The 25,663-nt window shown below is 69.3% G+C and carries 24 protein-coding genes; 15 read left to right on the forward strand and 9 right to left on the reverse strand.

The annotated features are described in order from the left end of the window. Positions 1-79: 79 nt before the first annotated feature. Positions 80-688, reverse strand: coding sequence for a hypothetical protein (locus RCP80_RS02980; protein ID WP_308480934.1), 609 nt, complete (start codon positions 686-688; stop codon positions 80-82). Between the two features lie 95 nt (positions 689-783). Here RCP80_RS02980 and RCP80_RS02985 point away from each other — a divergent pair, with 95 nt between their 5' ends. The 5 genes from RCP80_RS02985 to RCP80_RS03005 all read left to right on the forward strand — a co-directional run bounded on the left by RCP80_RS02985 (position 784) and on the right by RCP80_RS03005 (position 6,770). Then, positions 784-1,677 carry a phosphoribosylaminoimidazolesuccinocarboxamide synthase gene (locus RCP80_RS02985; protein ID WP_308480935.1) on the forward strand — a complete coding sequence of 298 codons (894 nt, stop codon included), beginning with the start codon at positions 784-786 and terminating at the stop codon, positions 1,675-1,677. Continuing rightward, positions 1,674-3,785 (forward strand): S9 family peptidase, encoded by a 2,112-nt coding sequence (locus RCP80_RS02990; RefSeq protein WP_308480936.1) that lies wholly within the window; start codon positions 1,674-1,676, stop codon positions 3,783-3,785. Before RCP80_RS02985 ends, RCP80_RS02990 begins: the two co-directional genes overlap by 4 nt. Continuing rightward, positions 3,782-4,270, forward strand: coding sequence for a glutathione peroxidase (locus tag RCP80_RS02995; RefSeq protein WP_308480938.1), 489 nt, complete (start codon positions 3,782-3,784; stop codon positions 4,268-4,270). Before RCP80_RS02990 ends, RCP80_RS02995 begins: the two co-directional genes overlap by 4 nt. A 68-nt stretch (positions 4,271-4,338) precedes the next feature. After that, entirely contained in the window at positions 4,339-5,043 is a 705-nt protein-coding gene (locus RCP80_RS03000) for a DUF2334 domain-containing protein (protein ID WP_308480939.1), read from the forward strand. A gap of 98 nt (positions 5,044-5,141) precedes the next feature. Beyond that, entirely contained in the window at positions 5,142-6,770 is a 1,629-nt protein-coding gene (locus RCP80_RS03005) for an FAD-binding dehydrogenase (RefSeq protein ID WP_308480941.1), read from the forward strand. Positions 6,771-6,856: 86 nt separating this feature from the next. On the opposite strand, the gene RCP80_RS03010 is transcribed toward RCP80_RS03005, so the two are convergent. Together RCP80_RS03010 and RCP80_RS03015 are read right to left on the reverse strand one after the other, a co-directional pair. Further along, positions 6,857-8,062, reverse strand: coding sequence for a cytochrome P450 (locus RCP80_RS03010; protein WP_308480942.1), 1,206 nt, complete (start codon positions 8,060-8,062; stop codon positions 6,857-6,859). 69 nt (positions 8,063-8,131) lie between these two features. After that, positions 8,132-8,782 (reverse strand): MBL fold metallo-hydrolase, encoded by a 651-nt coding sequence (locus tag RCP80_RS03015; protein ID WP_308480943.1) that lies wholly within the window; start codon positions 8,780-8,782, stop codon positions 8,132-8,134. A gap of 53 nt (positions 8,783-8,835) precedes the next feature. Between RCP80_RS03015 and RCP80_RS03020 the strand changes: the two genes are divergently transcribed. The 3 genes from RCP80_RS03020 (at position 8,836) to purQ (ending at position 10,469) form a co-directional block, all read left to right on the forward strand. After that, positions 8,836-9,492, forward strand: a complete 657-nt coding sequence (locus RCP80_RS03020; protein WP_308482678.1) for an ATPase — start codon at positions 8,836-8,838, stop codon at positions 9,490-9,492. Positions 9,493-9,555: 63 nt separating this feature from the next. Continuing rightward, positions 9,556-9,795: a phosphoribosylformylglycinamidine synthase subunit PurS gene (purS, locus tag RCP80_RS03025; RefSeq protein WP_308480944.1), complete on the forward strand. Its 240-nt coding sequence runs from the start codon at positions 9,556-9,558 to the stop codon at positions 9,793-9,795. Next, entirely contained in the window at positions 9,792-10,469 is a 678-nt protein-coding gene (gene purQ, locus RCP80_RS03030) for a phosphoribosylformylglycinamidine synthase subunit PurQ (RefSeq protein ID WP_308480945.1), read from the forward strand. Before purS ends, purQ begins: the two co-directional genes overlap by 4 nt. Before the next feature lie 3 nt (positions 10,470-10,472). On the opposite strand, the gene RCP80_RS03035 is transcribed toward purQ, so the two are convergent. Beyond that, positions 10,473-11,270: a family 1 encapsulin nanocompartment shell protein gene (locus RCP80_RS03035; protein ID WP_308480946.1), complete on the reverse strand. Its 798-nt coding sequence runs from the start codon at positions 11,268-11,270 to the stop codon at positions 10,473-10,475. Beyond that, entirely contained in the window at positions 11,267-12,322 is a 1,056-nt protein-coding gene (locus RCP80_RS03040) for a Dyp-type peroxidase (RefSeq protein WP_308480947.1), read from the reverse strand. Before RCP80_RS03040 ends, RCP80_RS03035 begins: the two co-directional genes overlap by 4 nt. Positions 12,323-12,418: 96 nt before the next feature. On the opposite strand from RCP80_RS03040, the gene RCP80_RS03045 reads away from it, so the two are divergent. From RCP80_RS03045 to RCP80_RS03060, 4 genes are read left to right on the forward strand one after another with little or no spacing between them, the layout of a single operon-like run. Beyond that, the gene (locus RCP80_RS03045) at positions 12,419-13,687 is read left to right on the forward strand and encodes a M18 family aminopeptidase (RefSeq protein ID WP_308480948.1); all 1,269 of its coding nucleotides are present in this window, start codon (positions 12,419-12,421) and stop codon (positions 13,685-13,687) included. Between the two features lie 22 nt (positions 13,688-13,709). After that, on the forward strand, positions 13,710-14,060 hold the full coding sequence (locus RCP80_RS03050) for a VOC family protein (protein WP_308480949.1): 351 nt from the start codon (positions 13,710-13,712) through the stop codon (positions 14,058-14,060). 46 nt (positions 14,061-14,106) lie between these two features. Next, positions 14,107-16,422: a phosphoribosylformylglycinamidine synthase subunit PurL gene (purL, locus tag RCP80_RS03055; protein WP_308480950.1), complete on the forward strand. Its 2,316-nt coding sequence runs from the start codon at positions 14,107-14,109 to the stop codon at positions 16,420-16,422. Between the two features lie 10 nt (positions 16,423-16,432). After that, a complete protein-coding gene (locus RCP80_RS03060) occupies positions 16,433-18,172 on the forward strand; it encodes an alpha/beta hydrolase (protein ID WP_308480951.1) in 1,740 nt (579 codons plus the stop codon). An 85-nt stretch (positions 18,173-18,257) separates the two neighbouring features. Here the strand turns inward: RCP80_RS03060 and RCP80_RS03065 are convergent, their stop codons facing one another. Further along, a complete protein-coding gene (locus RCP80_RS03065; protein WP_308480952.1) occupies positions 18,258-19,472 on the reverse strand; it encodes an MCE family protein in 1,215 nt (404 codons plus the stop codon). Between the two features lie 18 nt (positions 19,473-19,490). Here RCP80_RS03065 and RCP80_RS03070 point away from each other — a divergent pair, with 18 nt between their 5' ends. Then, positions 19,491-19,916: a sterol carrier family protein gene (locus RCP80_RS03070; RefSeq protein ID WP_308480953.1), complete on the forward strand. Its 426-nt coding sequence runs from the start codon at positions 19,491-19,493 to the stop codon at positions 19,914-19,916. Here the strand turns inward: RCP80_RS03070 and RCP80_RS03075 are convergent. After that, positions 19,870-21,210 carry a DoxX family protein gene (locus tag RCP80_RS03075; protein ID WP_308480954.1) on the reverse strand — a complete coding sequence of 447 codons (1,341 nt, stop codon included), beginning with the start codon at positions 21,208-21,210 and terminating at the stop codon, positions 19,870-19,872. The genes RCP80_RS03070 and RCP80_RS03075 overlap by 47 nt on opposite strands. A 316-nt stretch (positions 21,211-21,526) precedes the next feature. On the opposite strand from RCP80_RS03075, the gene purF reads away from it, so the two are divergent. Then, the gene (gene purF, locus RCP80_RS03080; protein WP_373693437.1) at positions 21,527-23,077 is read left to right on the forward strand and encodes an amidophosphoribosyltransferase; all 1,551 of its coding nucleotides are present in this window, start codon (positions 21,527-21,529) and stop codon (positions 23,075-23,077) included. Between the two features lie 52 nt (positions 23,078-23,129). Next, entirely contained in the window at positions 23,130-24,215 is a 1,086-nt protein-coding gene (purM, locus tag RCP80_RS03085) for a phosphoribosylformylglycinamidine cyclo-ligase (RefSeq protein WP_308480956.1), read from the forward strand. Positions 24,216-24,234: 19 nt separating this feature from the next. Here the strand turns inward: purM and RCP80_RS03090 are convergent, their stop codons facing one another. Together RCP80_RS03090 and ygfZ are read right to left on the reverse strand one after the other, a co-directional pair. Continuing rightward, positions 24,235-24,411 (reverse strand): DUF3073 domain-containing protein, encoded by a 177-nt coding sequence (locus RCP80_RS03090; protein ID WP_308480957.1) that lies wholly within the window; start codon positions 24,409-24,411, stop codon positions 24,235-24,237. Between the two features lie 138 nt (positions 24,412-24,549). After that, entirely contained in the window at positions 24,550-25,650 is a 1,101-nt protein-coding gene (gene ygfZ / locus RCP80_RS03095) for a CAF17-like 4Fe-4S cluster assembly/insertion protein YgfZ (protein WP_308480958.1), read from the reverse strand. Between the last annotated feature and the right edge of the window lie 13 nt (positions 25,651-25,663).

The raw sequence follows: 25,663 nt of genomic DNA on the forward strand, positions 1-25,663 counted from the left end.
AACGGTCCGCTTCGGTTCCCTCGGTCGCGAATTTGGCGTGATTTCGCACGGTGAGCGTGCGAAATCACGCCGAAATCCCTCAGCGCAGGCCCGCGGAGCGCAGTTCGAGGGCGGCCAGGCCGCGCAGCGCGATCGGATCCTCGCGCCGCCACGCGCCCACCGGGTCCACGCTGACCGCGGTGAGCTTGCGCAGCGGTCGGTTGGCCAGGGCGCGCAGCGCCAGCAGTTGCTCACCAGCCGGGGTGGCCGCCAACGCGATCGCGGTCCACTTGCGCCGGAAGAACCGGATGCGCAGATACAGCCACGGGCCGCCGACCGCCAGGATCGGGGTGGCTGCCACCGCCAGCGCCAGCACCCAGGCCAACCAGGTCGCGGTGCTGTTGAGATTGGCGCCGGCCCCGGCCAGGTCCAGGGCCGCCTCGCTGGCCGCGGTCAGGGGCTTGCTCAGCTGGTCCCCGATGAACGGCACCCCGTCGACGCTGTTGCCGGCGGAGTCGAGATTGCGGGAAATGCCGTTGGCCCCGCTTTCCACCTGCCGTCCCACGGCCGCGATCGAGGAGACCGCGTCGTGGACGAGCAACCCGACCAGCACCCAGATCACCGTCCAGGTGCTCACCACGACATCGCTGAGGACCTGCGCCAGGAACCGGTGCGGTCGGGTGGCGTAGGGCACAAAACGCGAACTCATGGCTTGATCCCAGCACGTCGCGCCCCGCTCGGGGGCCGATACCACCAGCCGGGCGGAGGCGGTGGGGCCCCGGGTCGCCCCGCTACGCTGGCCGGATGCGACCCTCCCTGTCCGACTATCCGCATCTGTCCAGCGGCAAGGTCCGCGAGCTCTACGGCATCGACGACGACACCCTGCTGTTCGTGGCCTCCGACCGGATCTCGGCCTATGACCACATCCTGGATTCCGAGATCCCGGACAAGGGCCGCATCCTCACCGCGATGAGCGTGTTCTTCTTCGATCTGATCGCCGCCCCCAACCATCTGGCCGGCGCGCCCGACGACCCCCGCATCCCCGCGGAGGTGCTGGGCCGGGCGTTGGTGGTGCAGAAGCTGGACATGCTCCCGGTGGAGTGCGTCGCCCGCGGCTACCTCAGCGGATCGGGACTGCTGGACTATCAGCAGACCGGCCAGGTGTGCGGCATCCCGCTGCCGTCGGGTCTGACCGAGGCCAGCAAGTTCGACGAGCCGATCTTCACGCCCGCGACCAAGGCGGACATCGGCGACCACGACGAGAACGTCGACTACGCCGCGGTGGTCGAACTGGTGGGCGCGCAGCGGGCCGAGCGGTTGCGGGCCCAGACGCTGCAGATCTACCGGCAGGCCGCCGAGCACGCGCTGGCCAAGGGCATCATCATCGCCGACACCAAGTTCGAATTCGGGGTGGACGCGGACGGCGGTCTGCGGCTGGCCGATGAGGTGTTCACCCCCGACTCGTCGCGCTACTGGCCGGCCGAGCGTTATCGGGCCGGTGTCGTGCAGCCCAGCTTCGACAAGCAGTTTGTCCGCAACTGGCTCACCTCCGAGGAGTCCGGGTGGGACCGGCACGGCATGCAACCGCCGCCGCCGCTGCCGCCGGACATCGTGGCCGCCACCCGTGCGCGTTATATCGAGGCCTACGAACGGATTTCGGGTCTTCGTTTCGCCGACTGGATTGGAGCGCAGGGATGAGCGCCAAGTTCGAACCGCCCGTCGCCAAGCGCGTTGAAACCCGTCGGGAGTTCCACGGCGACGTGTTCATCGACCCCTACGAGTGGCTGCGGGACAAGGCCGCCCCGGCGGTCATCGGCCACCTGGAGGCCGAGAACGCCTACACCGACGCGATGACCGAGCACCTCGAACCGCTCGAGCAACGCATCTTCGACGAGATCAAGGCGCGGACCAAGGAAACCGACCTGTCGGTACCGACGCGACGCGGCGACTATTGGTATTACGGACGCAGTTTCGAGGGCAAGCAGTACGGCGTGCACTGCCGCTGCCCGGTGCGCGATTCGCAGGACTGGAACCCGCCGGTGTTCGATGAGCACACCGAGGTGCCCGGTGAGCAGGTCCTGCTCGACGAGAACCTCGAAGCCGAGGGGCACGAGTTCTTTTCGCTCGGCGCGGCCACCATCAGCCGGGATGGCACGGTGCTGGCGTACTCGGTCGATGTGGTCGGCGACGAGCGATACACGCTGCGGTTCAAGGACCTGCAGACCGGCACGATGTTGCCCGACGAGATCCCCGGCATCGCGGCCGGCGCCACCTGGGCCGCCGACAACACCACGATCTACTACACCACCGTCGACGACGCCTGGCGCACCGACACCGTGTGGCGGCACCGACTCGGCAGCGGCGCGCCGGCCGAGCGGGTCTATCACGAACCCGATGAACGGTTCTGGCTCGGCGTCGGGCGCAGTCGCAGCGATGCCTACGTGATGATCGGCGCCGGATCGGGGATCACCTCCGAGGTCTTCGTCGCCGACGCCGCCGACCCGAATGCGCAGTTCCGCAGCGTGCTGTCGCGCCGCGAGGGCGTGGAGTACTCGGTTGAGCACGCGGTGGTGGGCGGTGCGGACCGGTTCCTGATCCTGCACAACGACGGCGCGGTCAACTTCACCCTGGTGGAGGCGCCCGTCGACGACCCGGGCGATCAGCGCACCCTGGTGCCGCACGACGACAACGTCCGTCTCGAGGCCGTCGACGCGTTCGCCGGGCATCTGGTGCTCAGCTATCGGCGGGCCGCGCTACCGCGAATCCAGCTGTGGCCCATCACTTCCGACGGTCAGTACGCGCCGCCGGAGGAGCTCGAGTTCGAATCCGAGCTGATGTCCTCGGGGCTGGGCGGGAACCCGAACTGGGACGCCCCGCGGCTGCGGATCGCCGCGACGTCGTTTGTGATCCCGCTGCGGGTCTACGATCTGGATCTGCGCACCGGGGAGCGCATTCTGCTGCGGGAGCAGCCGGTGCTGGGCGAATACCGCCCGGAGGACTACGTGGAGCGCCGGGACTGGGCGCAAGCCCCGGACGGCGCCCGTGTGCCGGTGTCGTTGATCTACCGCAAGGGCATCGAATTCCCGTCGCCGGCACTGCTTTACGGCTACGGCGCCTACGAATCCTGCGAGGATCCGCGGTTCTCGATTGCGCGGCTGTCGTTGCTGGATCGCGGCATGGTGTTCGCGGTGGCCCACGTCCGCGGTGGCGGTGAGCTCGGCCGGCTCTGGTACGAGAACGGCAAGCTGCTCAAGAAGAAGAACACCTTCACCGACTTCATCGCGGTGGCCCAGCACCTGGTCGACACCGGCGTCACCCGGCCGGAGCAACTCGTCGCGCTCGGCGGCAGCGCGGGCGGCCTGCTCGTGGGCGCGGTGGCCAACATGGCCCCGCAGCTGTTCGCCGGGATCCTGGCGCAGGTCCCGTTCGTCGACCCGCTGACCAGCATCCTGGACCCCTCGCTGCCGCTGACCATCACCGAATGGGACGAGTGGGGAAATCCGTTGCACGACAGTGACGTCTACGCCTACATGAAGTCCTACACGCCGTATGAGAACGTGGCGGCGGTCGACTACCCGGCCATCTTGGCGATGACGTCGCTGCATGACACCCGGGTGCTCTACGTCGAACCGGCGAAGTGGGTCGCGGCGCTGCGCCACACCAAAACCGACGATCACCCGGTGCTGCTGAAAACCCAAATGAGTGCCGGCCACGGCGGTATCAGCGGCCGGTACGAACGTTGGAAGGAAGTCGCCTTCCAGTACGCGTGGCTGCTGACGACCGCGGATGTTAGCGTCGGGCCATGAGCCTCAACGATATTGCGCTGACCACCCTCGACGGCCAGTCGACGTCCCTGGCCAACTACGCCGACCGTGCCGTCTTGGTGGTCAACGTCGCCTCCAAATGCGGACTGACACCCCAGTACAGCGGCCTCGAGCAGTTGGCGCGCGACTACGCCGAGCGTGGCCTGACGGTGATCGGCGTGCCGTGCAACCAGTTCATGGGGCAGGAACCCGGCACCGCCGAGGAGATCCAGACGTTCTGCTCGACCACCTACGGCGTCACGTTTCCGCTGCTGGCCAAGACCGACGTCAACGGCGCGCAGCGGCATCCGCTCTTCGCCGAGCTCACCAAAACCGCCGACGCCGACGGCGAGGCCGGCGATGTGCAGTGGAACTTCGAGAAGTTCCTGATCGCCCCCGGCGGTGCCGTCGTCAACCGGTTCCGGCCGCGCACCGCGCCGGATGCGCCCGAGGTGGTCAGCGCCATCGAGGCCGTCCTGCCCGGCTGACCCGGATGGCCACCTGACGTCCGGATGTCTGACACCGACTGGACACCTGAGGTTGCGACACTGGCCGCATGACGGGGCAGTTGATCGTGTCGGTGTCGGGTATCAGCGCGCGGACAGTGTCCGCGGTGGACGAGTTCTGCGGGCAGCTCGACGCCCGCGGCGTGCCGGTGTCGCTGCTGGTGGCACCGCGGCTCAAGGGCGGGTACCGCCTCGACGAGGACCCGGGCACCGTGGACTGGCTTGTGCAGCGGCGGGCCCGCGGCGCCGCGGTGGTCCTGCACGGCTACGACGACGCCGCGACCAAACGCCGTCGCGCCGAGTTCGCCGTCCTGCCCGCCCATGAGGCCAACCTGCGGCTGACGGCGGCCGACCGGATTCTGGACCACCTGGGATTGCGCACCCGCCTGTTTGCCGCGCCGGGCTGGTCGGTCTCCGAGGGCGCGACAAGGGTGCTGCCGCGCAACGGGTTTCGGCTATTGGTCGGGGCTGCCGGAACGACCGACTTGGTCCGCGGCGGGACCGAGCGGGCGCGCGTGCTGGGCATCGGCGCCGGGTATCTGGCCGAGGCGTGGTGGTGCCGGACGCTGGTGCTCTCCGCGCAACGCACCGCCCGTCGGGGCGGCATCGTGCGGCTGGCGGTGTCGGCGCCGCAGCTGCGTAAGCCCGGCCCGCAGCAGGCCGCGCTCGACGTCGTCGACCTGGCGTTGCTGCACGGGTGCGCCCCCGGCGTCTACCGGTGGCGGTCCCGGTCGGCACTGGCGGACGCGGCCTGACGCGCCGGGCGCCGGGTGCGCCCAGATCGGCGAAATGCCGGAAGCTTCTCGCACAAAGTGGCCCAAAGGTGAGGTTGGGCGTGGGTTAGCGTGTCGGGATGGACGCGGACGTCATCGTGGTCGGAGCGGGGCTGGCCGGTCTGGTCGCCGCCTGTGAGCTGGCCGATCGGGGCAAGCAGGTGCTGGTGGTCGACCAGGAGAACAGCGCCAACCTGGGCGGGCAGGCGTTCTGGTCCTTCGGCGGCCTGTTCTTCGTCAACAGTCCCGAGCAGCGCCGCCTCGGCATCCGCGACAGCCACGAACTCGCGCTGCAGGACTGGCTGGGCACGGCCGGCTTCGATCGTCCCGAGGACCACTGGCCGCGGCAGTGGGCGCACGCCTACGTCGACTTCGCCGCCGGGGAGAAGCGGTCCTGGTTGCGGCAGCGGGGATTGCGGATCTTCCCGCTGGTGAACTGGGCCGAGCGCGGTGGGTACGGCGCGCGCGGCCACGGTAACTCGGTGCCGCGCTTCCACCTCACCTGGGGGACCGGCCCGGCGCTCGTCGAGGTCTTCGCGCGCCGGATCCGCGACCACGCGCTGGTGCGGTTCGCGCACCGCCACCAGGTCGACGAGTTGCTGGTGGACGACGGCGCGGTCACCGGCGTCCGCGGCACGGTCCTGGCGCCGTCGAACACCGCCCGCGGCGTGGCGTCCTCGCGAGAAGCCTTCGGCGACTTTGAATTTCGCGCCACCTCGGTGATCGTTACCAGCGGTGGCATCGGCGGCAATCCGGAACTGGTCCGGCAGAACTGGCCGGCCCGGATGGGCCGGGTGCCCGAGCAATTGCTGACCGGGGTGCCCGCCCACGTCGACGGCCGGATGATCGCGGTCACCGAGGCGGCCGGCGGGCGCGTCATCAACCGCGACCGGATGTGGCACTACACCGAGGGCATCACCAACTACGACCCGATCTGGCCGAACCACGGCATCCGCATCCTGCCCGGGCCGTCGTCGCTGTGGCTGGACGCCACCGGTCAGCGGCTGCCGGGTCCGCTGTATCCGGGCTTCGACACGCTGGGCACGCTGGAGCACATCGCCAAATCCGGCCACGACTACACCTGGTTCATCCTCAACGCGCGGATCATCGAGAAGGAATTCGGGCTGTCGGGGCAGGAGCAGAATCCCGACCTGACCGGACGCAGTGTGCGGCAGGTGCTTTCGCGGGTACGGCCGGGCGCCCCGGGACCGGTGCAGGCGTTTGTGGACCGCGGCGTGGACTTCGTACAGGCCGCGGCTTTGCCCGAGTTGGTGGCGGCGATGAACGCCCTGCCCGATGTGACGCCGCTGGACTACGCCACCGTGGCGTCCGAGGTGATCGCACGCGACCGCGAGGTGGCGAACTCCTACAGCAAGGACGGTCAGATCACCGCGATCCGCGGCGCGCGCGCCTATCTGCCGGACCGGGTGTCGCGGGTGGTGGCCCCGCACCGGCTGACCGACCCGAAGGCCGGTCCGATGATCGCGGTGAAGCTGCACATTCTGACCCGAAAGACGTTGGGCGGCTTGGAGACCGACCTGGACTCCCGGGTGCTCGGGGCGGACGGGACCGCGGTGCCGGGGCTCTTCGCCGCCGGTGAGGTCGCCGGATTCGGCGGCGGCGGGGTGCACGGCTACCGCGCGCTGGAGGGCACCTTCCTGGGCGGCTGCATCTTCTCCGGCCGCGCGGCCGGCCGGGCCGCGGGCTGACCCACCGGCCGCCGAGATCGACGCGAGGCCGGAAACCACTCGCACAAAGTGGCCCAAAGGTGAGTTTGGGCGTACTGGGGGCGGGGTCAGAAGGTGATGCGGAGGTGTTCCCAGCCGCGGACGGTGGAGGTCGGGGCCAGGCGCGCGGTGTCGTAGTCGATGCCCCACTCGGGCCAGCGGTTCAGCAGCTCGTCGAGCGCCACCCGGCCCTCCAGCCGGGCCAGGTTGGCGCCCAGGCAGTAGTGCAAGCCCTTGCCGAAGGTCAGATGGCTGATGTTGTCCCGACGAATGTCGAACGTGTCCGGGTCGGGGAACCGGCGCGGGTCCCGGTTGGCCGCACCGAACAGCAACAGCATCGCGCTGCCGGCCGGCACCGTGGTGCCGTAGCAGTCGAAATCCCTTGCCAGGTACCGGGCTACGTGGGGCCCGGTGGGTTCGAAGCGAAGCGTCTCGTCAATGGTGCGGTTGAGTAGGCCGCGATCCTCGGCGACCTGCCGACGCTGCTCGGGATGCTCGGCGAGCACTTTGGCCAACCAGCCGATCAGCCGGCCGGTGGTCTCGTTGCCGGCGCCGGCCACCACCTGGGTGTAGTGCAGCACCTCCTTGCGGGTCAGCTTGCGGTGCGCACCGGTCTCGTCGGTGAACTCCACGTTCAGCAGCGCCGTCATCAGGTCGTCCGAGGGGTTCTGGGACCGCCACTGCACGTAGTCGGCGTAGATCCGGCCGTCGGCGATCCGGTCGGCGCGGGCGACCTTCATCGGGGCGCCCGGCTTGGTTCGCAGGTTGGCGTCGTTTGCGTCGCGCACCGAAACCTGTTCGGACTCCGGTATTCCCAACAGCATTCCGATGACCCGCATCGGCATCATGGCCGCCAGTTCGGCGATGATGTCGAAGCCGTCGGAGCCGACGTGCGGGTCCAGGCAGCTGATGCAGTACTGCCGGATCTGCTCCTCGATGGCGGCCATCCGCCGCGGCGTGAACACCCGCGACATCAACCCGCGCAGCATCGAGTGGATGGGCGGATCCTCGAACATCATGACGCCCTTGGGCATATCGAAATCCGACTGGATCAGTTCGAGGATGTCGCTGCGCGAATTGGAGAAGGTCTCCCAGTTCGACAGCGCCTTGTCGACGTCGGCGTGCCGTGACAACGCCCAGAAGTCGTAACGGTCGTTGCAATAGATCGGCGCCTCGGCACGCAGTCGCGCGTAGACGGGATACGGGTCGGCGACGATCCCGACGTCGTAAGGGTCGTAGTAGACCGCTGCGTCCGTGGTGGTTCCCGTGCTCATGGGCTGCCTGTCTCCGTTCCCGCGCCGTGCTGAGCGATCGCTCAAACAATAGTGCGGCCCGCCCTCCGATCAGAGCGAAACGGCGCGTTCCTCGGGCAGCACCCGAAAGTCGGTGTCGGTCATCTCCGACAGCCGGCCGTAGTAGATGCCGCGCGCCGCCGGGGCGATGATGCCCTGGTGGATCGGCACGGCGTGGGTGGGCGCGACGGCCCGCAGGTAGTCGACCGCCTCGGAGATCTTCAGCCACGGCGCGGCCGCCGGGGTGGCCAGCACCTCGACCGGCTCATCGGGCACGAACAGCGCGTCGCCGGGGTGCATCAACTTGGCCGGATGCTCGTCGTCGCCGATCAGATACGAGATGTTGTCGATCACCGGGATCTCCGGATGGATCACCGCGTGCCGGCCGCCGACGCCGCGAACCCGCAGGCCCCCGACGCTGAGTTCATCGCCCACGTGGACCGCGCGCCAGTCGCCACCGAGTTGGGCGGCGGTCTGCGGGTCCGCGTACAGCGCGGCGCCCGGATTGGCCGCCACCAGGGCGGGCAGCCGCGCCGGATCGGCGTGATCCGGGTGCTGATGGGTGATCAGGATCGCCGTCAGGCCGGTGATGCCCTCGAAACCGTGGGAGAAGGTGCCCGGATCGAAGAGGATTGTCGTATCGGCGCCGGTGTCGGGAAAGCTCGCGAGAAGGCACGAATGCCCGAAATGCGTCAGTTCCATGCCTACGATTGTGCAGCGCGGTGCCGGACCGGGGAGGTTGAGTGCTTCGAGTGATGCTGGCGGGACTGCTGTTGGGGGTCGGCACCGTCGCGGTGCCGGTCGCTGCCGCCGATCCGCAGACCTGCCCGCCGATCTGCGACCAGATCCCCGATTCGGCCTGGCCGGCGCCCTGGACGATCCCGCTCAACGGCCGCTACCGCTGGCCCGTCCTCGCCGCAGTGGCCCGACCCGTGCAGGACAGCGGCTTCAAATTCGAGGAGCTGTGCCACACCCCGCGGGACCCCGAGGACCCGCGGAATTACGCGGTGGCCGCCAAGGCCGTGGTCCGCCAACCCGAGGGCCAGTGGCAGCTGCAGGTCCAGGTGCTGCACTGGCGCGGTGCGACGTGGCACGGCGGTGAGCTGGCCAACCAGGTGTTCGCCGCGGCGGTGGCGGCGCTGCGGACCTGTCAGGCCGGCGCCCCGGAGTTCTCGCCGTCCATCACCACCGCGGCCGTCGACCGCGTCGCCGCGGTGATCAGCGGTCCGCAGGTGGTGCACCAGTATCTGGTGGTCAATCCCGCCAACAGTTCGATCAGCGAACTGGTGCTGTGGAGCGCCCCGGGGGCCACCGGGGTGCCGCAGGTGCGCTGGCCGATGGTCCCCGACGAGCGGGTGCTCGAGGCCATCGACGCCCCGCTGTGCGGGGCCTACCTGGGGTCGTGTGGGTAGAGTTGAGCCGTTCTCAGCCGCTGGCTGGGCTCGTACTTATCCCGAAGAATCTAGGAGTCGCGCGTGGCCCGGGTGGTTGTGCACGTGATGCCCAAGGCTGAGATCCTCGACCCGCAGGGCCAGGCGATCGTCGGCGCGCTCGGCCGCCTCGGCCACACCGGGGTCTCGGACGTCCGGCAAGGCAAGCGGTTCGAGTTGGAGGTCGACGACAGTGTCGACGACGAGACGCTGGCCCAGATCGCCGAGTCGTTGCTCGCCAACACCGTGATCGAGGACTGGACAGTCAGCCGGGAGTCCCAGTGAGCGCCCGGGTCGGGGTGATCACGTTCCCCGGCTCGCTCGACGACGTCGACGCGGCGCGTGCGGTGCGCGCGGTCGGTGCCGAACCGGTCAGCCTCTGGCATGCCGACGCCGACCTCAAGGGTGTCGACGCGGTGATCGTGCCCGGCGGCTTCTCCTACGGCGACTACCTGCGCGCCGGGGCCATCGCCCGGTTCGCGCCGGTGCTCGGCGAGGTCATTGCCGGCGCCGAGCGTGGACTGCCGGTGCTCGGTATCTGCAACGGCTTCCAGGTGCTGTGTGAGGCGGGCCTGCTGCCCGGCGCCCTGACCCGGAACATCGGCCTGCACTTCATCTGCCGCGACGTGTGGCTGCGGGTCGAGTCGACCGGCACCGCCTGGAGTTCACGCTACGAACCGGACGCGGAGATCCTGGTGCCGTTGAAATCCGGCGAGGGCCGCTACGTGGCCGACGACGCGGTGCTCGACGAACTCGAGGGCGAGGGCCGCGTGGTCTTCCGCTACGCGGCGGAAAACCCCAACGGGTCGCTGCGCGACATCGCCGGGATCGCCTCGGCCAACGGTCGGGTCGTCGGCCTGATGCCGCACCCCGAACACGCCACCGAGGCGCTGACCGGACCGTCCGACGACGGACTGGGCATCTTCTACTCCGCGCTCGACGCGGTGCTGACCGCCTGAGCCCTACGGGCTGAGCGCGACCGACGCCTCGGCGGTGTAGCACAGGAACGTCATGGTCTCCTGCAGGTACAGCTGCACCGTCTCGGCGTCGTGCGACAGGTAGCCGATCGCCACGTCGGTGCCCAGCTGCAGATCGAAATCGCCGCCGCGGGTTGACAATACAATGGCCCCGTCAATGGCGGGCGCCCAGATGATGTCGCCGTCGACCAGCCGACTCAGGTGCTCGCGGACCGGGTAACCGTTGACCGTGGTCTCACTGACCAGGGTGTAGTTGTCCGCCGAAAGCAGCACCGAATAGGGGCCGTCCACGCCGGCCAGCCGCAACTCGGTGAGCGCCTGCGAGATCGCGTCGGGCATTTCGCGCGGATCGGCGGGCAGCGCCAGCGACGGGTTGGAACTGCTATTGCGGATGCCGCTGATCGAGGCCGCCTCGTAGCCTTCGAAGATCGCGCGGTCCTCGACGAACGCCAACTTGGTGGCCGCGTCCTTGACCGGGTCCCAGTCCGAATCCTGCGATCCGCGTTCGACATCGTCGATGTCCACACGCCGCAAGGTGAACGGCACCCGCAGGCGCACCAGGGGTTGGGCCTGGCGCAGGTGTGCCTGCACGCCCTCGGTGGGCGCGGCCACGTCGAGCAGGTGGCCGGTGCTCACCGCCGCCGTCGTCGGCCCGCCCGGCCCGGTGACGTCCACGACGCGTCGGCCCGCGAGATTGCGCTTGAAGGTACGGCTGGCCTCCAATTCGATCTCCGCCCAGGCGACCTCGGTGACCGGGGCCAGTTCGCGGTACAGGTTGTTCATGAGGAGTGTCCTTTCAAGCTGCCGATCGCCAAGGTGCCGTTGTAGTGCGATGCAAGGTCTGGAATTTCTTCTGCCGCAGCCTCTTCGGCCGCGGAGTCGGTGTCGGGCAGCGGCGGGGGCTCGTCGAGGAAGTCGGCGCTGGGAACGAAGAACAGGGTGCCGGTGCGGGCGGTGGAGAACTCCAGGATCCGGTCGGTGTTGCCCGGCGGGTCGCCGATGAACATGTGGGTCAACATCTGCTCGGTGACGCCGGGGTCGGCGGCGTAGGCGATGAAATAGGTGCCCGATTCGCCGTTGCCGAGCGTGCCGAAGGGCATGTTGCCGCGCACGATCTGCAGCTCATTGCCCTCCTCGTCGTGCAGGGTGTTCAGTGCGACATGGGAATTGGCCGGCTTGACCGCATCGTCGAGTTCGATGTCGTCGAGCTTGGTGCGCCCGATGATCAACTCTTGTTCGGTGGTGCTCAACGCATTCCAGCCGACCATGTCGTGGATATAGCGCTGCACATGAACATAGCTGGATCCCAGGAACGCCGGATCCTCGCCGCTTTCGGGGCCGATCAGGGCGGCTGCCACCGCGTCGGCGCCGCCGGGGTTCTCGGTGCCGTCGACGAAGCCGAGCAGATCGCGCATCTCGAAGAACCGGAAGCCGTGCACCTCGTCGACCACCGTCACCGCGCCGGACATCGCCGCCAGGATGCGTCCGCCGACCTCGTAGCACACGTCCATCGACTCACCGCGGATGTGGAACAGCAGATCCCCCGGCGTGGCGGGGGCCTGATGCTGCCCGCCATCGAGCGCGATGAACGGATGCAGCTTGGCCGGCCGGGGCCCGTCGAACAGCCGGTCCCAGGCCGCCGAGCCAATCCCAATGACCAGGTTGAGATTCGACGACGGAACCCGAAAGCCGATGGCGGGGGCCAGTCCCAGGATCTCCCCGAGCGCGTCGTGAACCCGTGCTGCGGCCTCGGCGCCGTCGTGGATCGTGGCTACCAGGAAGATCGCGGCTGGGGTGAGGGGAGTGAGGACGGGCTGCGGTCTGGGGTGGGCCACGGATTGACCCTATCGTCAGCGGCCCTCTCGCGCGGGGCGAGTGGCGGAAAGCAGACCCACCTCGTCCCGTCGGCGCCCAGCGGCCAAGATGGAGCCATGTCCGCCAGTGCACAAGGTCTCGCCGATTTCATCGACGCCTCGCCCTCGCCGTTCCATGTCTGCAGGACCGCCGCGGCCCGGCTGACCGCGGCCGGCTACACCGAGTTGGCCGAGGCCGACCCCTGGCCGGCCGCGGGCCGGTTCTTCACGGTGCGCGCCGGCTCGCTGATCGCGTGGGACAGCACCGGTGCGCCCGACCGACCGTTCCGGGTGATCGGCGGCCACACCGACAGCCCGAATCTGCGGGTCAAGCAGAACCCCGATCGGGTGGTCGCCGGGTGGCGCGTGGTGGCGTTGCAGCCCTACGGCGGGGTCTGGCTCAACTCCTGGCTGGATCGTGACCTGGGGATCAGCGGCCGGCTGTCGGTCCGGTCCGGCGCGGGCATCGAGCATCGGCTGGTCCGCGTCGACGAGCCGATTCTGCGGGTGCCGCAGTTGGCCATCCACCTGGCCGAGGACCGCGCCGCGCTGAAGCTGGATCCCCAACGCCACGTCAACGCGGTGTGGGCGCTCGGCGATGCACCGCGCTCGTTTGTCGGCTTCGTCGCCGAGCGCGCCGACATCGACCCCGCCGACGTGCTGGGCTTCGATCTGATGACGCACGACCTGACGCCGTCCCTGGTGTGGGGTGCCGAGGGCGAGTTTCTCAGCGCCGCGCGGCTGGACAACCAGGCCACCTGCTACGCCGGGCTGGAGGCGCTGCTGGCCGCCCCGACCGGGGCGCAGGCCGGCCCCCAGGTGCCGGTACTGGCGTTGTTCGACCACGAGGAGGTGGGTTCGACCTCGGATCACGGCGCACAGTCCGACCTACTGATCACCGTGCTGGAACGCATCGTGCTGGCCGCCGGCGGCGGGCGGGAGGACTTCCTGCGGCGCACCGCGGCCTCGATGGTGGCCTCCGGCGACATGGCGCACGCCACCCACCCCAACTACGCCGACCGGCACGAGCCGAACCACCCGATCGTCGTCAACGCCGGACCGGTGCTCAAGGTGCAGCCGAACCTGCGGTACGCCACCGACGGCCGGACCGCCGCCGCATTCGAATTGGCCTGCCGCCAGGCCGGGGTGCGGTTGCAACGCTACGAGCATCGCGCCGACCTGCCGTGCGGTTCGACGATCGGGCCGATGACCTCGGCCCGCACCGGCATTCCCACGGTCGACGTGGGCGCGCCGCAGCTGGCCATGCACTCGGCGCGCGAGCTGATGGGCGCCGAGGACGTCGGTGCGTACGCGGCCGCGCTGCGGGCCTTCCTGGTGCCGGGCTGACCACCGGCGTTAAAGTCGGCTCATGGCGCTTGGCGTGGAGATGATCACCTTCGACACCCTCGATCCCGACCGCCTGGCCCGGTGGTGGGCCGCGGCCACCGACGGTGCGGTCGACGAGGTGGTGCCCGGCGAGTTCGTCATGGTCACCCTGGCCTCGGGATTGCGGCTGGGCTTTCAGCATGTCGACGATCCGACGCCGGGGAAAAACCGGGTGCACGTCGACCTCTCCACCGATGACGACCTGGAAGTTCAGGTCGAGCGGCTGGTGGGGCTGGGCGCCGTCGAGCAGGGCCGGCACGACTTCGGCGCGGAGTTTCGCTGGGTGGTGTTCGCCGATCCGGACGGGAATTCGTTCTGCCTGGCCGCCGGCTGACCGTGGGCGGAAAGTGCAGCTCGCCGATGCTTACTAGACTGTGTGCGTGAAGTCCGGTCTCAGCCCTGAAATTCCCGCTGTCGATACCGTCGAGCTGGCCGCCGCCACCCCCGATCAACCACAGCCCTTCCGTGAGCTGGGACTCAAGGACGACGAGTACGAGCGCATCCGGGAGATCCTGGGCCGGCGCCCCACCGACGCCGAGCTGGCCATGTACTCGGTGATGTGGAGCGAGCACTGCTCCTACAAGTCCTCCAAGGTGCACCTGCGCTATTTCGGCGAAACCACCACCGACGAGATGCGCGCCGACATGCTCGCCGGCATCGGTGAGAACGCCGGTGTCGTCGACATCGGCGACGGCTGGGCCGTCACCTTCAAGGTCGAATCGCACAACCATCCGTCCTACGTGGAGCCCTATCAGGGCGCGGCCACCGGGGTCGGCGGGATTGTCCGCGACATCATGGCCATGGGTGCGCGCCCGGTCGCGGTCATGGACCAGCTGCGGTTCGGTGCGGCCGACGCGCCCGACACCCGGCGCGTGGTCGACGGGGTGGTTCGCGGCATCGGCGGTTACGGCAACTCGCTGGGCCTGCCGAACATCGGCGGTGAGACCGTCTTCGACGCGTCCTACGCCGGCAATCCGCTGGTCAACGCGTTGTGCGTGGGGGTGCTGCGCAAGGAGGACCTGCACCTGGCGTTCGCCTCCGGCACCGGCAACAAGATCATCCTGTTCGGGGCGCGCACCGGCCTCGACGGGATCGGCGGGGTGTCGGTGCTGGCCTCGGAGACCTTCTCGGGTGATGAATCCGGTTCGGGGCGGAAGAAACTTCCCGCGGTGCAGGTGGGCGACCCGTTCATGGAGAAGGTGCTCATCGAGTGCTGCCTGGAGCTGTATGCCGCCGGCCTCGTGGTCGGCATCCAGGACCTCGGCGGGGCCGGATTGTCCTGTGCAACCTCGGAATTGGCCTCGGCCGGTGACGGCGGCATGGCCATCGAGCTGGAGAAGGTGCCGCTGCGCGCGGCGAATATGACCCCGGCCGAGGTGCTTTCCAGCGAATCGCAGGAACGCATGTGCGCGGTGGTCGCCCCCGAGAACGTCGAGGCCTTCATGGCGGTCTGCCGCAAGTGGGAGGTGCTGGCCACCGTCATCGGCGAGGTCACCGACGGGGACCGGCTGCACATCACCTGGAACGGTGCCACCGTGGTGGACGTGCCGCCGCGCACCGTCGCGCACGACGGGCCGGTCTACGAGCGGCCCGTGCAGCGCCCCGAGGGCCAGGACGCGCTGATCGCCGACAGCTCCAAGAGCCTGCCCCGCCCGCAGACCGGCGCCGAACTGCGCGGGACCCTGCTGGCGCTGCTGGGCAGTCCGCACCTGTGCAGTCGCGGCTTCATCACCGAGCAGTACGACCGCTACGTGCGCGGGAACACCGTGCTGGCCGAGTACGCCGACGGCGGAGTGCTGCGCATCGACGAGCAGACCGGCCGCGGCATCGCGATCTCGACCGACGCCTCGGGCCGTTACACCCAGCTGGATCCCTACACCGGGGCGCAACTCGCGCTGGCCGAGGCCTATCGCAACGTCGCCGTCACCGGGGCCACCCCGGTCGCGGTCACCAACTGCCTCAACTTCGGGTCGCCGGAGGACCCGGCCGTGATGTGGCAGTTCTCCCAGGCGGTCCGCGGCCTGGCCGACGGTTGTGCGGCCCTCGGTATCCCCGTCACCGGCGGCAACGTCAGCTTCTACAACCAGACCGGCTCGACGCCGATCCTGCCCACCCCCGTGGTGGGGGTACTCGGCGTGATCGACGATGTCGCGCGGCGCATCCCGACCGGGTTCGGAACCGAGCCCGGCGAAACGCTGTTCCTGCTCGGCGACACCGAGGACGAGTTCGACGGGTCGATCTGGGCGCAGGTCACCGCCGATCACCTCGGCGGTGTGCCGCCCCGGGTGGATCTGGCCCGGGAGCAACTGCTGGCCCAGGTGCTGGCGGCCGCCTCCCGCGACGGTCTGGTGTCCGCGGCGCACGACCTCAGCGAGGGCGGCCTGATGCAGGCGGTGGTGGAGTCCGCGCTGGCCGGCGAAACCGGCTGCCGCATCCTGCTTCCCGAGAATGTGGACCCGTTCGTGATGTTGTTCTCTGAATCGGCCGGCCGGGTGCTGGTCGCGGTGCCGCGCACGGAGGAAAGCCGATTCCGGGCGATGTGCGAGGCGCGCGGGCTGCCCGCGACCCGGATCGGCGTGGTGGAGAGCGGACCGCACGGCGACGACGCCGCGATCGAGGTTCAGGGACACTTCACGGTGCCCCTGACCGAGCTCAGGGCTACCTGGGAGGGTGTACTCCCGAGACTGTTCGGGTGACCGTGGCGTAATGATCGCCCCCGTCGAACGCCGAGCGCGCGTGCTGTTGGCGTGGGTATGGGGGTTGCTCCGGCTCGACTTCACCGGCATCGCGTTCGGCACGCTGTTCTTCTGTTTGTCGTTGACACCGTCGTTGCTGCCGCGCAGCTGGCAGTTCGCCGGCCTGATCGGCGGGATGAACGCGGCCATCGGGTACGGGCTCGGGGTTCTGATCGGTAAGGCGCTGCGCCGCTTCGTGTTACGCGAACGCAGCTGGTGGCCACCGTCGGCCCAGGCGCTGGGACTGCTGAAGGTCGCGACGGTGACGACCGCGATGGTGGCGGCGGTGATCATGGTGGTGCCGGCAACCCGGTGGCAGCGTCAGGTCGCGGAACTGATGGGAGCCGAAGGGCCCCGCACGGACGGTTATATCCGCACTCTGCTGGTCGCCGCCGTGGTCGTCGTCGCCCTGGTGGCGCTGGCGCGGGTGCTGCTGGACCTCACCAAACTCGTTGCCCGGATGCTGATCCGGCGGTGGCGGCTCAACGGTGAGGTGGCCCAGTTCATCGGGACCGCGGTGGTGGTGATCCTGGTCATCACGCTCATCAACGGTGTGTTGCTGCGCGGATTCCTCGCCGGTGCCAGCCGGGTTTTCCAACCCCAGAACACCACCACCAGGGCGGGCGTCGTGCAGCCGCTGGAGCCGCAACGGTCCGGCAGCCCAGCGTCCTTCGCGTCCTGGGAGTCCCTGGGTTATCAGGGGCGCAACTTCGTGGCGGCCGGCGCCGACGCGGCTGAACTCAGCCGCATCAACGGCCGCCCGGCCAAGGAACCGATCCGGGTGTATGTGGGCCTGCAGACCGCCGACACCGACGAGGCCCGGCTGGCCGTGCTGCTGAGCGAGTTGCACCGCACGAACGCTTTTGACCGCGAAGCCCTGGTGATCGTCCCGACCACCGGCACCGGCTGGGTCAACCCCGTGGCCGCGCGCGCGGTCGAATTGATGTACAACGGCGACACCGCGATCGTGGCTCTGCAGTATTCGTACCTGCCCAGCTGGATCTCGTTTCTCGGCGACCAGCACAAGTCGATGCGTTCAGGCCAGATGCTGATCGAGGCGGTGCATGAACGCTGGGCGAAAATGCCTGAGCCGCAGCGCCCCAAGCTGATGCTCTACGGCGAGAGTCTGGGTTCGATGGCCGGGCAGAGCGCCTTCGGGTATCTGCCGGATATCGCGTTGATGGGCTTCGATTCGGTGCTGTGGGTGGGGCCCCCGCAGGCCAGTCCGCTGTGGCGCGCCCTCATCGACCGTCGCGATCCCCACACCACCGAGGTGTCGCCGCGCTACGACAACGGCCGCACGGTGCGGTTCTCCCAAGGCATGGACCCCGCCGAGGTCGTCCGCGACACCGCCGAACCCTGGGACGGCACCAGAGTGTTGTTCCTCCAGCACGCCTCGGATCCGATTGTCTGGTGGTCGCCGGATCTGCTGTTCTCCCGGCCGGACTGGCTGATCGAACCGCCCGGCCAGGACCGCACCGCCGCGATGCGGTGGTATCCGTTCGTCACGTTCTCACAGGTGGGCGCGGATATGTTGAACGCCGCGGACATGCCGGCCGGCCACGGTCACAACTACGACAACGTGATCCTCGACGGGTGGGTCGCGGTGGCGCCCCCGCCGCAGTGGACCCCGGCGGACACCGAACGCATCCGCGCCGCCCTGGACGAGACCGTCGGACCGGAGGGATCGAAGTACTCCTGGTCGGGTTAGCCGCCGGTGACGTCGCGGCTGTCAGCCTGCAACAGGTGCGGGGTGATGCGGATGATCGACCTCGATGACCGTTGAGGTCAACGCCCTACGGGTTGATGGTGTACTCCCCGACCTGGCGACCCCATACGTGGTCGACGAGCATCGGGCTGCCGAGTTCGAGATGGTTGTACGGGGCGACGGTGAAGCCGGTGTCCAGCACCAGGGTGGGCGCCGGCCACAGCTCGCGGGTGATGGACTGCCAGCAGCCCGGCCGGCCGCCGGGGCCGCCCTTGGCGTTGATCCGCGGCAGGTTGTCGGGATAGAGATATGGGGGTTCGGCGCCGGTCACCCCGCCGCCGCTGAAACTGTTCAGCGAGTAGCCATTTGAGCCCAACGCACCCGCCACCCGCGGCGCGACCTGCGCGTAGTTGCGCAGCGTGCAGTACAGCGCGGGGCTGTGCTCGTCGAGAACGCCCGCGGTGGGCACCAGGTCCCGGGCGCCGGCGACCAGGTACGGGCCGGCGCGTTCGAACACCTCGGTGCCGGTGTTTCCGAAACCCGCCGCGGCCAGCAGCGCCGACTCCAGCGAATTGCGTTGCCGGGTCAGGGTGGCGGCCGTGGTCGTCGCGGCCGCCAGACTGTCCCAGAGATCGGGGCCGGCCGCGGTGTAGATCTCGGCGAGCTGGGTCAGCCGGATCGTGTCGTAGTGCAGCCGCGGGAGCCGGGCGTTGACCTCGTCGAGGATGTCGTTGCCGCTGACCAACGAGGCGCCGAAGGGCTCGCCCAACCCGGTCAGCCCCTCGGCGACCGCCGACAGCGTCGTGTTCAGGCGGACCGGGTCCACCTGCTCCGAGATCGACATGATGGTCTCGAACAAGGTGTTGAACTCGGTGCTGACGCCGTTGACGCGGATCGGTTCCGAGGGTGAAAGCCGTTGCTCCGCGGGGTCATCCGGGGAGGTGAGCGAGACATACTTGTTGCCGAACACGGTGGTGGCGGTGATGTCGGCGTCGATGTTGGCCGGCAGCATGGCGGCATAATGCGGTTCGACGTCCACCGCCAACCGGGCCGCGGTGGTCCCGTCGGCGACCATCGGATCCACGGCGACGACGCGACCGATTCGCACCCCGTTGAAGGTCACCTTGGCGCCGGGCTCCATCACCAGGCCGGAGCGGTCCGCCTGCAGTGTCAGGCGCGTGGTCGCCGTGAAGGCCCCGCGGAACTGGCCGTAGCCCAACGCGGCCACGCCCAGGGTCAACACCGCCAACGCGGCGCCGAGCACCCGCTGTCTCCACGTGCGCAGTGATCCAGCCCCGACCATGGTCTGAGAACCTAGGGTATGGCCGCCCGTCGCAGTGCAGATCCGATAAAGACCCGGGCCGCGGTGGCCGCCGTGGGGGAGTGGCTTCGCGACGAGACGGCGGTACCGGCACCGCAACGCGCCGAACTCGCCGAGGCCGTCCGCCGCACCGCGCGCACGCTGGCCGCGGTGGCCCCGGGTGCCTCGGTCGAGGTGCGTGTCCCGCCGTTCGTCGCCGTCCAGTGCATCGCGGGGCCCCGGCACACCCGCGGCACGCCGCCCAATGTCGTCGAGACCGATCCGCGCACCTGGCTGCAGCTGGCGACGGGATTGCTGTCCGTGCAGACCGCGGCCGCCGACGGCCGCCTGCTGCTGTCGGGTCCGCGTGCCGCCGAGATCTCGCAGTGGCTACCGCTGGTCAGCGGAAGTACGGATACTCCTGCACCCAGTGAAAGCCCCGACTGAGCAGCGGGAAGCTGCCCGGGTCGGTGCGTTGCAGACGCACCCGGACCGGCGCGTCGGTCCAGGTGCCGCTCAACTGCAGGGTGTCCGCGCCGTCCCGGACGAAGCTGAACGTGCCCGCCTCGGCACCGTCGAGGCGGAGTTCCCGAGCGGCGGCATCGATGTCGGCCTGCGCAGGCTGCAGCGTGCCGTCCATCTTCTGCACCGCCGCGGCGACGCCGGTGTCGAACACCAACCGCTGCCAGCGACGGTCGTCGGTGGTCAGTGGTGGCGCCACGACTCCGTCGCGAACGAACTCGGTGACCGTCCAGATGCCGTACAGCTCCGGTTTCGGGCTGCCCCCGCCGTAGTCGCGCCAGGCGTCCCAGCTGATCAGCGTCGCCCCGAGCAGCACCCAGACCCCCAACACGACCTGCACCGCGGTGGCCCGGCGGTTGGCGCGTGCCGAGGCGAACAACGGCGGCTGACCGACGGGCTCGCTCGGCCGGCCGAACACCAGCAGATCGGCCAGCCGCCGCAGTTGTGGTGCCAGCAGTACCAGGCTCAACAGCAGCAGGTGGAATGACAAGATCTTCACCGGCACGTCGAATGTCATGTTCATGAGGAACACCTGGCCCATGCCGGCCAGGCTGATCAGCGCGCCCAGCGTGGCGGTGGCAGGCAGGAACAGCAACACGCCGCCGAGGACCTCGACGCTGCCGAGCAACATCTCGTACGGCTGGGAGCTGCCCACCTGCAGCCACAGCACCGACGCCGGGCTGAACTCGCCGTAGGGCTGCAACAGCGCGCTGGGCGGGGGTGCGGGCATCTGGGTGGGAATCACCTTGGCCATGCCGTAGAACAGCATCTGACCACCCAGGCACAGGCGCACGAACACCAGAAACCAGGCGTGTAACCGGGTGTACTCCGGGCGCCGGCGATCCAGGATCGACCACAGTGCCGTCACGATGGTCGCCAGGACCAGCAGGGTGGATACCAACACCCAGATCACGGCCTGATCGCCGCTGCCCGAATCGAGTCGCAGCTGCGCGTCCACGCCGAAGACGATCCGGCCCACCCAACTCAGCAGCGGCTCCAGCGCGATCAGCTGCCACAGCACCGCATGATCGGGCAACCGGGGCGCGAACACCCCGGTGAACACGAACGTGATCTGCGCGAACAACAGGCAGAACAGCCCGAAATAGACGAGGCAGAACCGGAAACCGACCCGCGTGGCCAGGCGCCACCGGGTGGGCGTCGCCGGCCCGGTTTCGGAGTTTGCTGACTGGTGGACCGGGTCGGACCGTGTCGTGGGCACTTGCACCTCCGTGTTGTCGGCAGCGGTCTCGATGGTAGTGGGTGGCCGCAATCGAATTTCGCTTACCGGCCCGGAAAAAGCCTGTCAGGCAAGGTGTTTCGAAGGTATGCCACGGCACCGGCGCGGCGCTTCGACGCGTGCTTTCGCGCCGCGCAGTCGCACTGTGGGGGCGCGCGCCCGGCAGCGAGGTCTGTGAGATTGCCCACCGCGGCGGGTCGTGGCCAGCAACGAAGGCGTTGCCGATGGCTTTACGGACCGGTGCGGGGCCGTAGACTGAACAATGTCACCCACCCCCGTCAGGGAGCAGCCCCGCAACGTGACCGACAAACCGATCGATCTCGAGAATGAGCCCCGCGAAGAGTGCGGCGTGTTCGGTGTGTGGGCCCCCGGCGAGGAAGTCGCCAAGCTCACCTACTACGGCCTGTACGCCCTGCAGCACCGCGGCCAGGAGGCCGCGGGCATCGCCGTGGCCGACGGCACCCAGGTCCTGGTGTTCAAGGACCTCGGCCTGGTGAGTCAGGTGTTCGACGAGCAGACCCTGGCCGCGATGGAGGGCCACGTCGCCGTCGGGCACTGCCGGTACTCCACCACGGGCTCCACCACCTGGGAGAACGCGCAACCGGTGTTTCGTAACACCACCGCGGGCACCGGGGTGGCGCTGGGACACAACGGCAACTTGGTCAACACCACCGAGTTGGCCGCGCGCGCCCGCGAGGCCGGCCTGGTCGACATGCGCGGCGCCCCCGCCGCGACCACCGACTCGGACATCCTGGGAGCGCTGTTGGCCCACGGCGCCGCCGATTCCAGCCTCGAGCAGGCCGCACTGGAACTACTGCCCACCGTGCGCGGGGCGTTCTGCCTGACCTTCATGGACGAGAACACGCTGTATGCCGCGCGGGATCCGCACGGCGTGCGGCCGTTGGCGCTGGGCCGGCTGGACCGCGGCTGGGTGGTGGCCTCCGAGACCGCGGCGCTGGACATCGTGGGTGCCTCCTTCGTCCGCGACATCGAGCCCGGCGAACTGCTGGCGATCGACGCCGACGGCGTGCGGTCGACACGCTTTGCCAATCCCACGCCCAAGGGCTGCGTCTTCGAATACGTCTACCTGGCCCGGCCCGACAGCATGCTGGCGGGACGCTCGGTGCACGGCGCCCGGGTCGACATCGGTCGTCGGCTCGCCCGCGAACTGCCGATCGAGGCCGACCTGGTGATCGGGGTGCCCGAGTCCGGCACCCCGGCCGCGGTCGGCTACGCGCAGGAATCCGGTATCCCGTTCGGCCAGGGCCTGATGAAGAACGCCTACGTGGGGCGCACCTTCATCCAACCGTCGCAGACCATCCGGCAGCTCGGCATCCGGCTGAAGCTCAACCCGCTGCGGGAAATGATCCGCGGCAAGCGGCTGATCGTCGTGGACGACTCGATTGTCCGCGGTAATACCCAGCGGGCGCTGATCCGGATGCTGCGCGAAGCCGGCGCGGTGGAGGTGCACGTGCGCATCGCGTCACCGCCGGTGAAGTGGCCGTGTTTCTACGGCATCGACTTCGCCTCCCCGGCCGAACTGATCGCCAACGCCGCCAACACCGAGGACTCGCAGGGCGGACTGCTCGACGCGGTCCGGCACGCGGTCGGCGCCGACACCCTCGGATACATCTCGCTGGAGGGCATGATCAGCGCCACCGAGCAGCCGGCCTCGCGGCTGTGCTGCGCGTGCTTCGACGGCGTTTACCCGATCGAACTGCCCAGCGAGACCGCGCTCGGCAAGAACGTGATCGAGCAGATGCTGACCAACGCCGCCCGGACCGGCAGCACGCCCGTAGCCCCCGCCCAGACCGACAATGACAACGCTTCGGCGCTGCGCCGCCCCTGACGACTGCTATCCGACTGCCGGCCCGCCGACCCGACCGGTAGATTGAGCGTCGATGACCCAGCGCGCTCAAGACCCCGCAGTTTCCGACGTCATCTCGTATGCGTCGGCCGGAGTCGACATCGAGGCCGGCGATCGTGCCGTGGAATTGTTCAAGCCGCTTGCGGCCCGGGCCACCCGGCCGGAGGTACGCGGAGGGATCGGCGGCTTCGCCGGTTTGTTCGCCCTGCGAGGCGACTACCGCGAGCCACTGCTGGCCTCCTCGACCGACGGCGTCGGCACCAAGCTGGCCATCGCGCAGGCGATGGACAAGCACGACACCGTGGGCCTGGACCTGGTGGCCATGGTCGTCGACGACCTGGTGGTCTGCGGCGCCGAGCCGCTGTTCCTGCAGGACTACATCGCGGTGGGCCGCACCGTGCCCGAGCGCGTGCAGGCGATTGTCGCCGGCATCGCGGAGGGCTGCGTGCAGGCCGGTTGTGCGCTGCTGGGCGGCGAGACCGCCGAGCACCCCGGTCTGATGGAACCCGACCACTACGACATCTCCGCCACCGGCGTGGGTGTGGTGGAGGCCGACGATGTGCTGGGCCCCGACCGCGTGCGGCCCGGCGACGTCATCATCGCGATGGGCTCCTCGGGCCTGCACTCCAACGGCTACTCCCTGGCCCGCAAGGTGCTACTGGAGATCGACCGGATGAACCTCGCCGGTCACGTCGAAGAATTCGGCCGCACGCTGGGCGAAGAGCTACTGGAGCCCACCCGCATCTATGCCAAGGACTGCCTGGCGCTGGCCGCGGAGACGCAGGTGCGCACCTTCTGCCACGTCACCGGCGGTGGTCTGGCCGGCAACCTCGAGCGCGTCATGCCGGCCGGGTTGGTCGCCGAACTCGACCGGGGCACGTGGACGCCGGCACCGGTCTTCGGGATGATCGCCCAGCGCGGCCGCATCGAGGCGGCCGAGATGGAGAAGACATTCAACATGGGCGTCGGCATGGTCGCGGTGGTCGCTCCGGAGGACACCGACCGGGCGCTGGCCATACTGACGGCCCGCCACCTGAACTGCTGGGTCCTCGGTGCCGTCGAGAAGGGCAAGAAAAACACCCACCGTGCGAAGCTGGTGGGTCGGCACCCGAGGTTCTAAGCGGTTTGGTTTGGGGGGCTCAGCGCCGCCAGCTGTCCTCATCGCTCCAGCGGTCGTCAACTAGCTCGTCGTCACGATCACTGTCTGACGACCCAGCCAGCTCACGCTGAAGCCGCTCGAAATCTGTTTGTGGTGAGCTGTATTTGAGCTCTCGAGCAACCTTGGTCTGCTTTGCCTTAGCCCGGCCGCGGCCCATGGGGGGACCCCCTTGCGCAATAACGGAGCGGCCCAATTGCAGGCGGCTCCGATCTGAGTGTTGTGTATTGTCCTGCGTCCACTTTACCGTGCCCGGAACCTGAGTGCTGGTAGGCCCGGTAGCGGCGGCTGTCACAGCTCAATCGGCGCGCCCGCGGAGTCGTGCGATCGCGACCTTTCCCGCCCCCGCGGTATCGGCCGGCGGCAGGGTTTCGGCGTCGATGCGGGCGTCGACCGCCACCTCGCCACCCGTGCTGAGCGGGGTGTCGGCGGGCAGGCCCCGCTTGAGCAGCGCCAGCGCGATCGCACCCTCGTCGACATGGTCCACCACGGTGCCCAGCCGGCCGACCGTGCGGCCACCGGAGACCACCGGATCCCCGGTGGACGGCCGATCCGCCGAACCGTCGAGGTGCAGCAGCACCAGCATGCGTGGCGGCCGGCCCAGGTTGTGGACCCGCGAGACCGTCTCCTGGCCGCGGTAGCAGCCCTTGTCGAGGTGCACGGCGCCGGCGCCGGCGGTGCCGATCCAGGCGACCTCGTGCGGGATGGTGCGCTCGTCGGTGTCCACGCCGAGCCGGGCCCGCACCGCAGCGACCCGGTGCGCCTCGTAGGCCCACACCCCGGCCCGGCGGGCACCGGCCCGCTCAAGGCGCTGTAGCCACGTCTGCTTGTCGGCTTGCGGGACCACCAGGTCCAGCTCGATGGGCCCACCGTCGGTGCTCGGCATCCGGCGCAGGAATCCGCCGTCGGGCAGCGCCACCGCGGTCATCGTCGCCGGCAACTCGCTGACGGACAGGGCCTCGCGCAGCGCCGGGTCGTCGAGGCCCGGCCCGATCAGTGACAGCACCGCCAGGTCGGCGGCCGCGGGCGCGGCGTCGGCCCAGAACACCATCTTGGTGAGGTAGGCCAGCAGCGGCTCGGCGCGCCAGGCCTCGGTGTCGAGGTAGGTCACACCGTCGAGTTCGGTTTGAATCCAGAAGTCCTCGACCCGGCCCTGACCGTCGAGGCTCGAGTTCGCGGTGCTGGCACCGTCGGGCAACTCGGCGACGTGCTGCGTGCACAGGGTGTGCAACCAACTCTGGCGTTCGGCGCCGGTGATGGTCAGGACACCGCGGTGCGATCGGTCGACGACGACGGCCGCGGTGCTCGCGGCGCGTTGCTCGCCGAGCGGGTCGCCGTAATGCCAGATGGCGCCGGCGTCGGGGTCGGTTTCGGGGGCGGGAACGGGAGCGGCTGTCACACATCAACTCTAC

This window comes from Mycolicibacterium sp. MU0053 (assembly GCF_963378095.1).
Lineage (GTDB): Bacteria > Actinomycetota > Actinomycetes > Mycobacteriales > Mycobacteriaceae > Mycobacterium > Mycobacterium burgundiense.

Coding starts and splice junctions, on each gene's coding strand:
- RCP80_RS03020 (WP_308482678.1), top strand. CDS start 8,836: ATGCTGGCGGGACTGCTGTTGGGGGTCGGCACCGTCGCGGTGCCGGTC.
- RCP80_RS03065 (WP_308480952.1), bottom strand. CDS start 19,472: ATGGTCGGGGCTGGATCACTGCGCACGTGGAGACAGCGGGTGCTCGGC.
- RCP80_RS03000 (WP_308480939.1), top strand. CDS start 4,339: ATGACGGGGCAGTTGATCGTGTCGGTGTCGGGTATCAGCGCGCGGACA.
- RCP80_RS02980 (WP_308480934.1), bottom strand. CDS start 688: ATGAGTTCGCGTTTTGTGCCCTACGCCACCCGACCGCACCGGTTCCTG.
- RCP80_RS02995 (WP_308480938.1), top strand. CDS start 3,782: ATGAGCCTCAACGATATTGCGCTGACCACCCTCGACGGCCAGTCGACG.
- RCP80_RS02990 (WP_308480936.1), top strand. CDS start 1,674: ATGAGCGCCAAGTTCGAACCGCCCGTCGCCAAGCGCGTTGAAACCCGT.
- RCP80_RS03010 (WP_308480942.1), bottom strand. CDS start 8,062: ATGAGCACGGGAACCACCACGGACGCAGCGGTCTACTACGACCCTTAC.
- RCP80_RS03060 (WP_308480951.1), top strand. CDS start 16,433: ATGATCGCCCCCGTCGAACGCCGAGCGCGCGTGCTGTTGGCGTGGGTA.
- RCP80_RS03005 (WP_308480941.1), top strand. CDS start 5,142: ATGGACGCGGACGTCATCGTGGTCGGAGCGGGGCTGGCCGGTCTGGTC.
- RCP80_RS03035 (WP_308480946.1), bottom strand. CDS start 11,270: ATGAACAACCTGTACCGCGAACTGGCCCCGGTCACCGAGGTCGCCTGG.
- RCP80_RS03090 (WP_308480957.1), bottom strand. CDS start 24,411: ATGGGCCGCGGCCGGGCTAAGGCAAAGCAGACCAAGGTTGCTCGAGAG.
- RCP80_RS03045 (WP_308480948.1), top strand. CDS start 12,419: ATGTCCGCCAGTGCACAAGGTCTCGCCGATTTCATCGACGCCTCGCCC.
- RCP80_RS03070 (WP_308480953.1), top strand. CDS start 19,491: ATGGCCGCCCGTCGCAGTGCAGATCCGATAAAGACCCGGGCCGCGGTG.
- purM (WP_308480956.1), top strand. CDS start 23,130: ATGACCCAGCGCGCTCAAGACCCCGCAGTTTCCGACGTCATCTCGTAT.
- RCP80_RS03050 (WP_308480949.1), top strand. CDS start 13,710: ATGGCGCTTGGCGTGGAGATGATCACCTTCGACACCCTCGATCCCGAC.
- RCP80_RS02985 (WP_308480935.1), top strand. CDS start 784: ATGCGACCCTCCCTGTCCGACTATCCGCATCTGTCCAGCGGCAAGGTC.
- RCP80_RS03015 (WP_308480943.1), bottom strand. CDS start 8,782: ATGGAACTGACGCATTTCGGGCATTCGTGCCTTCTCGCGAGCTTTCCC.